Origin of the sequence: Vibrio sp. B1FIG11 (genome assembly GCF_905175335.1) — a bacterium.
In the GTDB taxonomy this organism is placed as follows: Bacteria; Pseudomonadota; Gammaproteobacteria; order Enterobacterales; family Vibrionaceae; genus Vibrio; species Vibrio campbellii.
On the sequence record NZ_HG992751.1, the window covers coordinates 1,343,597 to 1,356,946 of the forward strand.

At 45.6% G+C, this 13,350-nt stretch carries 12 protein-coding genes, 2 pseudogenes and 1 riboswitch; of the genes and pseudogenes, 13 read left to right on the forward strand and 1 reads right to left on the reverse strand.

What is annotated here, in order from left to right:
* Positions 1-76 precede the first annotated feature (76 nt).
* On the forward strand, positions 77-1,510 hold the full coding sequence (luxO, locus tag KHO06_RS06115; protein WP_212582243.1) for a quorum-sensing sigma-54 dependent transcriptional regulator LuxO: 1,434 nt from the start codon (positions 77-79) through the stop codon (positions 1,508-1,510).
* The gene (luxU, locus tag KHO06_RS06120) at positions 1,507-1,851 is read left to right on the forward strand and encodes a quorum-sensing phosphorelay protein LuxU (RefSeq protein WP_038889851.1); all 345 of its coding nucleotides are present in this window, start codon (positions 1,507-1,509) and stop codon (positions 1,849-1,851) included. Before luxO ends, luxU begins: the two co-directional genes overlap by 4 nt.
* Positions 1,852-1,967: 116 nt before the next feature.
* On the opposite strand, the pseudogene KHO06_RS06125 reads toward luxU, so the two are convergent.
* Positions 1,968-2,862, reverse strand: a pseudogene (locus KHO06_RS06125) (YvcK family protein).
* A 175-nt stretch (positions 2,863-3,037) separates the two neighbouring features.
* Positions 3,038-3,171, forward strand: a riboswitch (molybdenum cofactor riboswitch).
* Between KHO06_RS06125 and moaA the strand changes: the two are divergent.
* The 11 genes and pseudogenes from moaA to KHO06_RS06180 all read left to right on the forward strand — a co-directional run bounded on the left by moaA (position 3,160) and on the right by KHO06_RS06180 (position 13,244).
* Positions 3,160-4,150 (forward strand): annotated as a pseudogene (gene moaA / locus KHO06_RS06130) (GTP 3',8-cyclase MoaA). Its footprint overlaps the riboswitch before it by 12 nt.
* A 100-nt stretch (positions 4,151-4,250) precedes the next feature.
* A complete protein-coding gene (moaB, locus tag KHO06_RS06135; RefSeq protein WP_005433210.1) occupies positions 4,251-4,763 on the forward strand; it encodes a molybdenum cofactor biosynthesis protein B in 513 nt (170 codons plus the stop codon).
* 26 nt (positions 4,764-4,789) lie between these two features.
* Positions 4,790-5,266, forward strand: a complete 477-nt coding sequence (gene moaC / locus KHO06_RS06140) for a cyclic pyranopterin monophosphate synthase MoaC (protein WP_005433216.1) — start codon at positions 4,790-4,792, stop codon at positions 5,264-5,266.
* The gene (gene moaD, locus KHO06_RS06145) at positions 5,266-5,523 is read left to right on the forward strand and encodes a molybdopterin synthase sulfur carrier subunit (RefSeq protein ID WP_005433220.1); all 258 of its coding nucleotides are present in this window, start codon (positions 5,266-5,268) and stop codon (positions 5,521-5,523) included. Before moaC ends, moaD begins: the two co-directional genes overlap by 1 nt.
* A gap of 1 nt (position 5,524) precedes the next feature.
* On the forward strand, positions 5,525-5,980 hold the full coding sequence (gene moaE / locus KHO06_RS06150; RefSeq protein ID WP_005433207.1) for a molybdopterin synthase catalytic subunit MoaE: 456 nt from the start codon (positions 5,525-5,527) through the stop codon (positions 5,978-5,980).
* Between the two features lie 562 nt (positions 5,981-6,542).
* Complete coding sequence (locus tag KHO06_RS06155) at positions 6,543-8,174, forward strand: ABC transporter substrate-binding protein (RefSeq protein WP_005433211.1); 1,632 nt, start codon at positions 6,543-6,545, stop codon at positions 8,172-8,174.
* 109 nt (positions 8,175-8,283) lie between these two features.
* Positions 8,284-9,204, forward strand: a complete 921-nt coding sequence (gene oppB, locus KHO06_RS06160) for an oligopeptide ABC transporter permease OppB (RefSeq protein ID WP_005433208.1) — start codon at positions 8,284-8,286, stop codon at positions 9,202-9,204.
* Between the two features lie 15 nt (positions 9,205-9,219).
* A complete protein-coding gene (gene oppC / locus KHO06_RS06165; protein WP_005531413.1) occupies positions 9,220-10,122 on the forward strand; it encodes an oligopeptide ABC transporter permease OppC in 903 nt (300 codons plus the stop codon).
* Positions 10,123-10,152: 30 nt separating this feature from the next.
* Entirely contained in the window at positions 10,153-11,124 is a 972-nt protein-coding gene (locus KHO06_RS06170; protein WP_010449362.1) for an ABC transporter ATP-binding protein, read from the forward strand.
* Complete coding sequence (gene oppF, locus KHO06_RS06175; RefSeq protein ID WP_005433248.1) at positions 11,121-12,113, forward strand: murein tripeptide/oligopeptide ABC transporter ATP binding protein OppF; 993 nt, start codon at positions 11,121-11,123, stop codon at positions 12,111-12,113. Before KHO06_RS06170 ends, oppF begins: the two co-directional genes overlap by 4 nt.
* Positions 12,114-12,299: 186 nt before the next feature.
* The gene (locus tag KHO06_RS06180) at positions 12,300-13,244 is read left to right on the forward strand and encodes a glutathione S-transferase family protein (RefSeq protein ID WP_212582244.1); all 945 of its coding nucleotides are present in this window, start codon (positions 12,300-12,302) and stop codon (positions 13,242-13,244) included.
* Positions 13,245-13,350 lie beyond the last annotated feature (106 nt).

A 13,350-nucleotide genomic window follows, 5' to 3' on the forward strand; every position in this document is an offset into this window, starting at 1 on the left:
CTAACAAATGATTATTTGCAAAATGCAAAGCGTAATGCGATTATTATTTAAAACACAACGAAAAATCGGCTAGGCTATGCAACAAATAACAGAAGGTCAAAAGTCTCGTTATCTACTAATGGTAGAAGACACCGCATCCGTTGCGGCACTTTACCGTTCTTACCTCACGCCACTTGGCATCGATATCAATATTGTTGGAACAGGCAGAGACGCCATTGAAAGCCTGAACCATCGCATTCCTGATCTTATTCTGCTCGATCTTCGTCTACCTGATCTTATTCTGCTCGATCTTCGTCTACCTGATATGACGGGGATGGACGTATTGCACGCGGTGAAGAAAAGCCATCCAGACGTGCCAATCATCTTCATGACAGCCCATGGCTCTATCGATACTGCGGTAGAGGCGATGCGTCACGGTTCTCAAGACTTCCTAATCAAACCATGTGAAGCAGACCGTTTACGTGTCACGGTGAACAATGCGATCCGCAAAGCAACCAAATTAAAGAATGAAGCTGACAACCCTGGTAACCAAAATTACCAAGGCTTCATCGGCAGTAGCCAAACGATGCAGCAGGTTTACCGTACCATTGACTCGGCAGCGAGCAGTAAAGCGAGTATTTTCATCACGGGTGAAAGTGGTACGGGTAAAGAAGTGTGTGCGGAGGCGATTCACGCAGCAAGCAAACGTGGTGATAAGCCGTTTATCGCCATCAACTGTGCGGCAATCCCGAAAGACCTTATTGAAAGTGAGCTGTTTGGTCACGTAAAAGGTGCGTTTACTGGTGCTGCGAATGACCGACAAGGTGCGGCAGAGCTTGCTGATGGCGGCACGTTGTTCCTTGATGAACTCTGTGAAATGGACCTGGATCTTCAAACTAAGCTATTGCGCTTTATCCAAACGGGTACATTCCAAAAAGTCGGTTCTTCTAAAATGAAGAGCGTGGATGTACGCTTTGTGTGTGCAACTAACCGAGACCCTTGGAAAGAAGTGCAAGAAGGCCGTTTCCGTGAAGACTTGTATTACCGTTTGTACGTGATTCCTTTGCACCTTCCGCCGCTGCGTGAGCGTGGTGAAGATGTTATTGAAATTGCATACTCGCTGCTTGGTTATATGTCTCATGAGGAAGGCAAGAGTTTCGTCCGTTTCGCACAAGACGTGATTGAAAGATTCAACAGCTACGAATGGCCGGGTAACGTTCGCCAATTGCAAAACGTATTACGTAATATCGTGGTACTGAACAATGGCAAAGAGATCACGCTGGATATGTTACCGCCACCACTGAATCAGCCTGTTGTGCGCCAATCGGTAGCAAAATTTATTGAACCTGACATCATGACGGTGTCAGATATTATGCCGCTTTGGATGACGGAGAAAATGGCCATCGAGCAGGCAATTCAAGCGTGTGAAGGCAACATTCCACGCGCTGCTGGCTATTTGGATGTCAGCCCATCAACGATTTATCGCAAGTTGCAAGCTTGGAATAGCAAGGACGAAAAACAAAACGTATGAATACGGACGTATTAAATCAGCAAAAAATTGAAGAACTGTCTGCGGAAATTGGCAGCGATAATGTTCCTGTTTTGCTTGATATTTTTCTTGGGGAAATGGACTCCTACATTGGCACTTTAACTGAACTTCAGGGCTCAGAGCAGCTGTTGTATTTAAAAGAGATCAGTCATGCACTGAAAAGCAGTGCTGCAAGCTTTGGCGCAGATCGATTGTGTGAACTAGCGATTGCCATCGACAAGAAAGCAAAAGCGAATCAATTGCAAGAGCAGGGGATGGAGACGAGCGAAATGCTCGATTTACTTCGTATCACTCGTGACGCCTACCGTTCTTGGACAAACTAACGTTTCGAGCAAGACATTAAGCGCAACGCAAAAACACAAAGCCCTTCCGGTGTGGAAGGGCTTTTTTGTTTAGGGAGTTTGCTCCGAATCGAAGCCTCTTTCTCAATGCTTTTCGTCTAGTCAGACAGTAGTTGATTTTCAATCGCGAGCTTTAGTTTGTCTCGGTCGTGGCGCCAATCACGGTTCGTTGAAGCCAATGACTCCGTGACTACGTTCCAGTTATCCAGCACGTCTTGCTCAGTCTCTTCAGCCAGTACCACATCGATCTTACGGCCTTGGCACGCACGCTCACACCATTCAAGCTTTTGCTTCATCGTCATACGGCCAGCAGGGCCATATTCTGGGCTCAAGTTTGCCACAAAGATGACTTTCGCCTTTTGGTTAGCAGCAATCGCTTTACCAATTTCAGGCAGCAATAGCGGCGGCATGATGCTCGTTAAGAAGCTGCCTGGACCAAGAATGATGACATCTGCCTCTGAAAGCGTCGTAACGGCTTCTTTGGTTGCAGGGACCTCCGGTGACAGATCAAGACGACGCAGATCGGTTTCCATTTCATCCACATTGGTTTCACCTGTGACCCATTGCCCATCTACTGATAGAGCCGTTAGGTCGGAAGGGTGCTCAGACATAGGCAGAATGTTTACATCGACCTTCAGCATATTGCGAATAAGGTTGATCGCATCTAGTGGTCGTACCGATAGGTTGTCCAATGCCGTCAGCATTAAGTTACCTAGGTTGTGTCCATCTAACTCGCCAGTACCTTTAAATCGGTACTCAAACATCATCGAGCTGATTGATGGTTCGGTGATTAACTGGTTGATACAGTTACGAGTATCACCCCAAGCAATACCCCCCCTGACAATGACGAATACGGCCCGTAGAACCGCCATTATCTGTTGTCGCAACAATGCCAGTCGCATTGCCGCCAAAATCTTTTAATGCCGCTAACATACGGCCCAAACCGTGACCACCGCCAACTGCGACCACTTTCTTATCGGTGTAGATATTCATTACGTTCTTCTAATAATCTTGTAAAAAACGACTACAATTTAACTTAATGAGTGCCAAAGAGGTACTCACTAAGCGGTAAATTGTGTTTCCAGAGAGTTTTTTATCACTCAAGTCTGGATTCCATTACAAATATTAAGTATTTTACACGGCAAAGCTATCAGGGGGTTATCTCCTCTGGTTGCCATAACTCCGAGCTCACTATGCTAAGTCCAAGGATAGGCGTCTTGAGCCAGTGACATACTGTCACAAGGGCATAATTGGAAATGATTATGCCTCCCGTGTTTGGAAAGGTGTTCCGTGGCGCAACAATTCGAAGACAAATTTCATCGTAAGTTCTATTACTTGCGTCTGTCTGTGACTGACGTTTGTAATTTCAAATGTACCTATTGCCTTCCTGACGGCTACAAGCCATCGGGCAATAAAAACTCGTCTTTCTTATCTCTCCCTGAGATCAAACGTGTCGTAAAAGCGTTTGCAGATTGTGGTACCTCAAAGGTACGTATCACCGGTGGTGAGCCGAGTTTACGCAAAGACTTTACTGACATTATTCACTCAGTCGCAACCACGCCAGGTATCAAAAAAAGTCGCCACAACGACGAATGGTTACCGCATGGCGAAGCAAGTTGCAGACTGGCGTGAAGCTGGCCTTACGCACATCAACGTGAGTGTGGATAGCCTGGACCCACGTATGTTCCATCAAATCACTGGTGAAAATAAGTTCACCGAGGTGATGAATGGTATCGAACGTGCGTTCGAAGTGGGTTATGAGCAAGTCAAAGTCAACGTGGTGCTGATGAAAGACCTCAACCACAACGAGCTGCCCGCTTTCCTTAACTGGATAAAAGATCGTCCTATCCAACTGCGTTTCATTGAATTAATGCAGACGGGAGAAATGGATGATCTGTTTGCTAAGCACCATGTCTCTGGTGTCGCTATTCGCAATCAATTAATTGCCAATGGTTGGTTACTTAAAGTTCGTTCTCACAACGATGGCCCTGCTCAAGTTTTCGTTCATCCAGATTACAAGGGTGAAATTGGCTTGATCATGCCATACGAAAAAGACTTCTGTGAGAGCTGTAACCGACTTCGTGTATCGGCTATGGGTAAACTGCATTTATGCCTGTTTGGTGATCATGGCGTGGAATTGCGAGACCTGTTAGAACGTGACGAGCAAGAAAATGAATTGATTGAACGTATTCAAGCGCAACTGCAAACGAAATCCGTTAGTCACTTCTTGCACGATGGCAATACAGGTATGACGCCACATCTTGCGTCTATCGGCGGCTAATTCCAATCAGATTTTACATCGGGAGCTGACGTGGCTTCTGATGATTTTTCCAGAATCGATACCTTACGTATCAAAGCAAACTTAGAGAATAGGTGAACAAATGGGTCACGCTGAAAGCAAATTTCAACCTGCAAACATTGCCGTTCTAACGGTATCTGACACTCGTACTGAAGAAAACGACACTTCTGGTGGTTACCTAGTTGAACACGCGAAAGAAGCGGGTCACAACGTTGTTGATAAACAAATCGTTATCGATGACATGTACAAGATCCGCGCGATCGTTTCTCAGTGGATTGCTGACGAAAACGTACAAGCAATCATGATCACTGGCGGTACAGGTTTCACTTCACGTGACAGCACGCCAGAAGCACTTAAGCCGCTGTTTGATAAAGAAGTAGAAGGTTTTGGTGAGTTGTTCCGTTTGGTTTCTTACGAAGAGATCGGTACTTCAACGATCCAATCTCGCGCAATTGCAGGCTTTGCTAACCACACGGTTATTTTCGCAATGCCAGGTTCTACTGGTGCGTGTCGTACAGGTTGGACGAAGATCATCAAGCAACAGCTAGATGCAAGTCACCGTCCTTGTAACTTTATGCCACACCTATCTGTATAACCTTTCCTAAAAGCGAAGGAAAAACAATGACCCAATTTACCCATATCAACGCGTCTGGCGAAGCTAACATGGTCGACGTGTCTGCAAAAGCGGAAACGGTACGTGAAGCGCGTGCTGAAGCATTCGTACACATGGCTCCAGAAACGTTGCAATTGATCGTGTCTGGCCAGCACCACAAAGGTGATGTGTTCGCCACAGCTCGTATCGCTGGTATCCAAGCCGCGAAGAAAACTTGGGATCTGATCCCGCTTTGTCATCCTCTTCTATTGTCTAAAGTTGAAGTTCAACTGGAAGCCATCGAAGCAGAAAACAAAGTACGTATCGAGTCTGTGTGTAAGCTTGCAGGCAAAACCGGTGTCGAGATGGAAGCGCTAACGGCTGCTTCTGTGGCGGCTCTGACGATTTACGATATGTGTAAAGCAGTGCAAAAAGACATGGTTATTGGTCAAGTTCGTCTTCTTGAGAAGACAGGCGGAAAATCGGGTCACTTCAAGGCGGAATAATGATTAAAGTACTTTTCTTTGCTCAAACGCGTGAGCTTGTTGGTATCGATGGCTTAGAACTCGAAGAGCAGTTCAGCAATGTTGAAGCGATTCGTGCACATTTGGTCGAAACTGGTGCAGATAAAGAAGGTAAATGGGATTTAGCGCTAGAACCAGGTAAGTTACTAGCAGCAGTAAACCAGTCTATCGTGCCTTTAGATACAGCAGTGAAAGCGGGTGATGAGGTTGCTTTCTTCCCACCGGTAACAGGGGGCTAATATGGATCCTCGCGTTTCTGTACAAGCTGAAGACTTTTCAGTTGATCAAGAATACCAACGTCTATCAGAAGGCACATCTTCTGGTGCGGTAGTGACCTTCATCGGTAAAGTTCGTGATATGAACCTTGGCGACAACGTGATTGGTCTTCACCTAGAGCATTACCCGGGTATGACGGAGAAAAGCCTGATCGACATTTGTGATGAGGCGGAATCACGTTGGCCTCTGTTAGGCGTTCGCGTTATTCACCGTGTTGGTGATCTCGACACGGGTGACCAAATTGTGTTTGTTGGTGTCTCTAGTGCACACCGTGGTGCGGCATTTGATGCTTGTGAGTTCATCATGGACTTTCTAAAGACCAAAGCGCCATTTTGGAAAAAAGAGCGCACGACTAGTGAAAACCGCTGGATTGAGTCGCGCGATACCGATCATCAAGCTGCACAGCGCTGGGAAAAGTAGGGCAGTTTTTTATTCTGCTAACAACCCTTTCAAAGCCAGATGTTAATAACGTCTGGCTTTTTCTTTTTTTTAGGGCTGAAACCGCCTATATTTCCTTCTGTGATTTGCCTTCAAAATCACCACCTTTCCTTTCTTTCTCCTCTCGGTGACCTTGTTCACAATAAAAAATATCTAACGGAATATATGCAATTATTTATTAGACTCAATGTGTCATAAATGTTAACTTTTTTACATATATCTAGCATAAGATGCTATCAATAAGTTTGAAATTAGATTTATCGAAAGTTTCACCTGTCAAATAAGCGGGTGAATCAGTATTTCTCTATTCAATACTTTTATTGCGGTATTTATTGCTAAATATGTGCACTATTTACAGAATTATTAGTTTTTTTGCTACCTCTTTATTGCAAATTACTTCAATGGTTGCTAATGTGTGCCGCAGTCTTTGTAAGGTTTTAGAATTTTGTGCTCAAAAAGTGCACTAAAAACTTCTAAAATACTGACCGTTCCAGTCCCTTGCAGAGAAGTCATGGATGCTAATGAAAAACTTGGAGTTTTACGCATGTACAAGAATAAAATCACCAAAGCCCTTCTTCTAGGTGCTGGTCTGGCAGTGGCTGCCTCTTCTACTACCGCTTTCGCTGCTGACGTTCCGGCAGGCACTAAACTAGCTGAAAAACAAGAAATCGTTCGTGGTAACGGTACTGAAGTTGCAACAATTGACCCGCATAAATCTCAAGGTGTTCCTGAATCACATGTGATTCGTGATCTTCTTGAAGGCTTAGTGAACCAAAATGCAGACGGCGACACTATCCCTGGTGTAGCAGAGAGCTGGGAAACCTCAGACAACAAAACTTTCACTTTTCACCTGCGCAAAGACGCTAAATGGTCTAACGGCGATCCTGTAACAGCACAAGATTTCGTATACAGCTGGCAGCGTGCAGTCGATCCTGCAACCGCTTCGCCATACTCTTGGTACATGGAATACACCAAGATGAAAAACGCGAAAGACATCGTTGCGGGTAAAAAAGACAAGAGCGAGCTAGGTGTTAAAGCGACTGACGACCACACTTTGGTGGTTGAACTAGACACAGCGGTTCCTTACTTTGTAATGATGGCTGGTCACACAACAATGAAACCAGTACACAAAGCGACAGTTGAGAAGTTTGGTGATCAATGGACGAAACCAGAAAACTTCGTAGGTAACGGCGCTTATGTGGTAAATAACTGGGTTGTGAACGAGCGTCTAGAGCTTGTTCGTAACAACGAATACTGGGATAACGACAAAACCGTTATCAACAAAGTAACGTACCTTCCAATCGAAAACGGCGTTGCTGAAATGAACCGTTTCCTATCTGGTGAAATCGACTTCACGTCTAAACTGCCGACTGAGCACTTTAAGCGTCTGAAGAAAGAGCACCCAGAGTCAGTATCGGTTGAAGGCAGCCTGTGTACTTACTACTACTCATTCAACACTAAGAAAGAGCCTTTCAACGACGTTCGCGTTCGTAAAGCGATTTCTTACGCGATCGACCGTAACATCGTAGCAAACGCGATTCTTGGCCAAGGTCAGAAGCCTGCGTACTTCCTAACGCCTGAAATCACAGCGCACTTCAACCCTGAGCTTCCAACTTACGGTAAGATGACGCAAAAAGAGCGTAACGAAGAAGCAGCACGCCTATTGGCGGAAGCGGGTTACGGCAAAGACAACCCTCTTAAATTCTCTCTTCTATACAACACAGATGAGAACCACAAGAAGCTAGCAGTAGCGCTTGGTTCTATGTGGAAGAAAACTCTAGGTCTAGACGTAACGCTAGAAAACCAAGAGTGGAAAACTTACCTATCTACGAAAGACCAAGGTGATTTCGAAGTAGCACGCGCAGGTTGGTGTGGCGACTACAACGAAGCATCTTCATTCCTAACCCTTATGGTTAGCTCGAACACAACTGGTGGCCAGCACTGGGGTAACAAAGAGTACGATGCTTTGATCGACAAAGCGATCAAATCGACTTCAGAAGAAGAGCGTACCAAGATCTACCTAGAAGCTGAGCAACTGATGGCGAAAGATATGCCTATCGCGCCTATTTACCAGTACGTTCGTTCTCGTCTACTAAACCCGCACGTTGGTGGTTTCCCTGCTAACAACGCGGAAGAAAAGATCTACACCAAAGATCTTTACATCAAAGCAGACTAATTAAAGTCGCTTCAAGACTATAAGAATAAGGCCCACACGTCCCAAGAAAGGGACGTGCGGTGCCTATTATCAATTTTTTTTAACTGTCACAGACTGAAAGAGTGAGTTTATGCTTAAATTCATCGCAAAAAGGATATTTGAGGCGATCCCAACAATGTTGGTTTTGATCACCGTATCTTTCTTTCTTATGCGTTTCGCACCGGGTAACCCATTCTCGAGCGAGCGTCCATTACCGCCAGAAGTTATGGCGAACATTGAAGCCAAATACGGTCTAGATAAGCCAGTATTTGAGCAGTACACCACGTACTTGACTAACGTTGTCCAAGGCGATTTTGGTCCTTCATTCAAATACTTAGATTACACAGTAAACGAGCTAATCTCGGTAGCACTGCCAGTATCGGCGAAGGTGGGTTTCATCGCCTTTATCTTCACGGTCATTCTGGGGGTGACGATCGGGACCATAGCCGCGCTCAAACAAAACTCTTGGCTTGACTACACCATTATGTCTACGGCGATGCTTGGGGTCGTAATGCCATCTTTCGTGTTGGCGCCAGCTTTGATTTACTTGTTCTCGCTCCACTGGAATTTATTCCCTGCTGGTGGTTGGCATGATGGTTCATGGCAATATTTGGTGCTGCCAGTAATCGCAATGTCACTGCTTTATGTCGCCACGTTTGCTCGTATCACTCGTGGTTCAATGATCGAAACATTGAACAGTAACTTTATCCGTACTGCCCGTGCGAAAGGTCTAAGCTACCGTTACATCATCCTGAAACACGCATTAAAACCAGCTCTGCTTCCTGTAGTGTCTTACATGGGACCGGCGTTTGTCGGCATTATTACCGGCTCGGTAGTTGTTGAGACCATCTTCGGTCTGCCAGGTATCGGTAAGCTGTTCGTAAACGCAGCTTTTAACCGTGACTACTCGCTAGTAATGGGTGTAACCATTCTGATTGGTTTCCTATTCATCTTGTTCAACGCTATCGTTGATATTCTGCTAGCAATGATTGACCCGAAAATTCGCTACTAACAGGGAAGTATGGTTATGTTAACGAAAAAAGAGAATCTTGAAGCGGTCGAGAAATTTGCAGAGAACCTGGAAGTTGAAGGCCGTAGTTTATGGCAAGACGCACGCATCCGCTTTATGCGTAACAAAGCGGCAATGGTGAGCTTGTTCATTCTTACATTGATGACCCTTGCGGTAATCTTCCTGCCAATGCTGGCACCTTACACATTTGATGATACAGATTGGTACGCAATGCACGTTGGTCCAAGTGCTGAGCACTGGTTCGGTACTGACAGCTTAGGTCGTGACCTTTACGTACGTACGCTGATTGGCGGTCGTATCTCTCTGATGGTTGGTGTTCTAGGTGCATTGGTTGCGGTTGTGATTGGTACGCTTTACGGTGCGGCTTCTGGCTTCATCGGCGGTAAAGTTGACCGTATCATGATGCGTATTCTTGAAATCCTATACGCGGTTCCGTTCATGTTCCTAGTTATCGTACTGGTAACATTCTTCGGTCGTAACATTGTTCTTATCTTCGTCGCTATCGGTGCTATCGCATGGCTAGATATGGCTCGTATCGTACGTGGTCAAACGCTAAGTCTGCGTAGTAAAGAGTTTATTGAAGCGGCGCACGTTTGTGGTGTGAGCAAGTGGAAGATCATCACTCGCCATATCGTACCAAACGTACTGGGTATCGTAGCAGTTTACTCAACACTACTTATCCCAAGCATGATTCTGACCGAATCATTCCTTTCATTCCTTGGTCTTGGTGTACAGGAACCAATGACAAGTTGGGGCGCACTTCTACAAGAAGGTTCGCAAACAATGGAAGTGGCAATCTGGCAGCTGGCGTTCCCAGCAGCATTCATGGTTGTGACTCTATTCTGCTTCAACTACGTTGGTGACGGTCTGCGCGATGCGCTGGATCCAAAAGACAGATAATTAAAAATAGAAAGAATAAAGGAAGCAATGATGAGTTTATTAGATGTCAAAGATCTGCGCGTCGAATTTACCACGCAAGATGGTATCGTAACCGCAGTAAATGATTTGAACTTCTCTCTGAATCAAGGTGAAACCCTAGGTATCGTAGGTGAGTCTGGTTCAGGTAAGTCACAAACTGTATTCGCAATCATGGGTCTACTGGCTAAGAACGGTATTATCTCTGGTAGTGCGAAATTCGAAGGTAATGAGATTCTTAACCTTCCAGAAAAAGAGCTGAACAAGGTTCGTGCGGAACAGATCGCAATGATCTTCCAAGACCCAATGACGTCTCTTAACCCGTACATGAAAGTGAGCGATCAGCTGATGGAAGTACTGATGCTGCACAAAGGTATGGGTAAAGCAGAAGCGTTCGAAGAGTCGGTACGCATGCTTGAAGCGGTAAAAATCCCAGAAGCTCGTAAGCGTATCACCATGTACCCACACGAGTTCTCGGGTGGTATGCGTCAGCGTGTAATGATCGCAATGGCGCTGCTGTGTCGTCCAAAACTGCTTATTGCGGATGAGCCAACGACGGCATTGGACGTTACGGTTCAAGCTCAGATCATGGATCTGCTGAACGAACTGAAATCTGAGTTCAACACTGCAATCATCATGATCACGCACGACCTTGGTGTTGTTGCGGGTTCATGTGACAAAGTGCTAGTGATGTACGCAGGTCGTACCATGGAGTACGGCACGGTGAACGAAATCTTCTACAACCCAAGCCACCCTTACGCGGAAGGTCTATTGAAGGCGATTCCTCGTCTGGATACAGAAGGCGAGATTCTACCAACGATTCCTGGTAACCCGCCTAACTTGCTTCGTCTACCACCTGGTTGTCCTTACCAAGATCGCTGCCACCGTGTGATGGATCGTTGTAAGCGTGAAGCACCAATTCTGACGCCGTTTGGTGATGGCCGTCAGCGTGCATGTTTTTCTGAATGGGAGGCTTGGAGCAAATGAGTACAGACAAAAAACTAATTCTGGATGTATCTGATCTGAAAGTTCACTTCAGCATTGCATCAAAATCTGCATGGCCTTGGGCAAAACCTTCAAGCCTAAAAGCGGTAGACGGCGTAAACGTTCGTCTATACGAAGGTGAGACTCTTGGTGTAGTAGGTGAGTCTGGTTGTGGTAAGTCGACGTTTGCTCGCGCGATCATTGGTTTGGTTGAAGCAACAGATGGCGAAGTCGTTTGGTTAGGCCAAGATCTAACGAAGATGAAAGACGTCCAACGCCGTGAAACGCGCAAAGAAATCCAAATGATTTTCCAAGATCCTTTGGCTTCTTTGAACCCGCGTATGACTGTCGGCGACATCATCGCTGAACCACTAGAGACGTTCTACCCAGAACTGACTAAGCAAGAAGTGAAAGACCGCGTTAAAGAGATGATGGCGAAGGTAGGTCTACTGCCAAACGTGATCAACCGTTACCCACACGAGTTCTCAGGTGGTCAGTGTCAACGTATTGGTATCGCTCGTGCGCTTATTCTAAAGCCGAAGATGATCATCTGTGACGAACCGGTTTCAGCACTGGATGTATCGATTCAGGCTCAGGTAGTTAACTTATTGAAAGAGCTGCAAAAAGAGCTAGGTCTTTCATTGGTATTCATCGCGCACGATTTGTCAGTGGTGAAACACATCTCAGACCGCGTATTGGTTATGTACCTAGGTAACGCTGTTGAACTGGGTGAATCGGAAGCATTGTTTGCTGATCCAAAGCACCCATACACACGTGCGTTGATGTCAGCGGTTCCAATTCCGGATCCGAAAATTGAACGCAGCAAGAAGATTCAGATGCTAGAAGGTGATCTACCATCACCAATTAGTCCTCCTTCTGGTTGTGTGTTCCGTACTCGTTGTCCACAAGCAACAGAAGAGTGTGCGAAGACTAAGCCACACATCGAAGGTTCAGACGTTCACGCAGTATCTTGTCTACACGTAGCAGTGTAATTAAATTCGGCCTGTGACGGGCTTAAGCGCGGCTCCTTTTTATAGGGTCGCGCTTTTTTTTATGCCTACGATTTCTCTTAGTTTTAGTTCATTCGAAATTCTTGAACAAGATGGACTAAATGGTCGGATTCTAAGCTGTACATGAAGCGCTAATATAGTAGAAAACAGAATATGAGGAGAGCAGTCATGGGTAAGTTAGTTGAAGGCGTTTGGCACGACGTATGGTACGAAACTAAATCAAGCGGTGGTAAGTTTGTTCGTGAAGATGCAGGCTTTCGCAATTGGATAAAGAACAAACCTGATGCAACGTTCCAGCCAGAGTCGGGCCGTTACCATTTGTATGTTTCACTCGCTTGTCCGTGGGCGCATCGCACACTGATCTTCCGTAAACTCAAAGGCTTGGAAAAGCACATTGACGTCACCGTTGTGTGTCCAGATATGCTAGGTGAAGGCTGGCAAATGGGACTCCCAGAGCCACTATTCGGTCACACCCGAATGCATCAGATCTACACTCAAGCCAAGTCCGATTACACTGGTCGCGTTACCGTTCCAGTTCTGTGGGATAAAAAGACCAACACGATCGTGTCGAATGAATCGTCTGAAATCATCCGTATGTTCAACTCCGAGTTCAATGAATTAACGGGCAACCATGATGATTATTACCCAGAGCAACGTCAAAGCGTGATTGATGAGTGGAATGACTACATTTATCCGAACGTGAATAATGGCGTATACCGTTGTGGTTTTGCGACAACGCAAGAAGCTTATGAAGAAGCGTTTGATTCACTGTTTGCCGCACTGGATAAAATCGATGCTCACCTTGCAACGCATCGTTATCTAGCAGGCAATAAAATCACCGAAGCGGATTGGCGCCTATTTACTACTCTTGTTCGTTTTGACGCTGTGTATGTAGGTCATTTTAAGTGCAATAAACAACGCATTGCGGATTACCCAAATATTCAGGGTTATTTGAAAGAGCTTTATCAAGTGGAAGGTGTGGCAGAGACTACCGACTTCTACCACATTAAGCGTCACTACTACTTCAGTCATACGGGTATCAACCCGACGCAAGTCGTACCAAAAGGGCCTGAGTTAGATTTGGATTCACCTCATGACCGAGATTTAAGCTAACTTCAAGCTCTCCGAGAAAAGCGCCATTTGATATAGCGCTTTTTCTTTTTTCCAATATCTTCCAATCATCACAACTTCTTTCCGCTCATAACATAAACTGATGATA

Excerpts from the sequence above, each read along its gene's own strand:
- luxO (WP_212582243.1), top strand. The coding sequence starts at position 77 with ATGCAACAAATAACAGAAGGTCAAAAGTCTCGTTATCTACTAATGGTA.
- luxU (WP_038889851.1), top strand. The coding sequence starts at position 1,507 with ATGAATACGGACGTATTAAATCAGCAAAAAATTGAAGAACTGTCTGCG.
- moaB (WP_005433210.1), top strand. The coding sequence starts at position 4,251 with ATGGGTCACGCTGAAAGCAAATTTCAACCTGCAAACATTGCCGTTCTA.
- moaC (WP_005433216.1), top strand. The coding sequence starts at position 4,790 with ATGACCCAATTTACCCATATCAACGCGTCTGGCGAAGCTAACATGGTC.
- moaD (WP_005433220.1), top strand. The coding sequence starts at position 5,266 with ATGATTAAAGTACTTTTCTTTGCTCAAACGCGTGAGCTTGTTGGTATC.
- moaE (WP_005433207.1), top strand. The coding sequence starts at position 5,525 with ATGGATCCTCGCGTTTCTGTACAAGCTGAAGACTTTTCAGTTGATCAA.
- KHO06_RS06155 (WP_005433211.1), top strand. The coding sequence starts at position 6,543 with ATGTACAAGAATAAAATCACCAAAGCCCTTCTTCTAGGTGCTGGTCTG.
- oppB (WP_005433208.1), top strand. The coding sequence starts at position 8,284 with ATGCTTAAATTCATCGCAAAAAGGATATTTGAGGCGATCCCAACAATG.
- oppC (WP_005531413.1), top strand. The coding sequence starts at position 9,220 with ATGTTAACGAAAAAAGAGAATCTTGAAGCGGTCGAGAAATTTGCAGAG.
- KHO06_RS06170 (WP_010449362.1), top strand. The coding sequence starts at position 10,153 with ATGAGTTTATTAGATGTCAAAGATCTGCGCGTCGAATTTACCACGCAA.
- oppF (WP_005433248.1), top strand. The coding sequence starts at position 11,121 with ATGAGTACAGACAAAAAACTAATTCTGGATGTATCTGATCTGAAAGTT.
- KHO06_RS06180 (WP_212582244.1), top strand. The coding sequence starts at position 12,300 with ATGGGTAAGTTAGTTGAAGGCGTTTGGCACGACGTATGGTACGAAACT.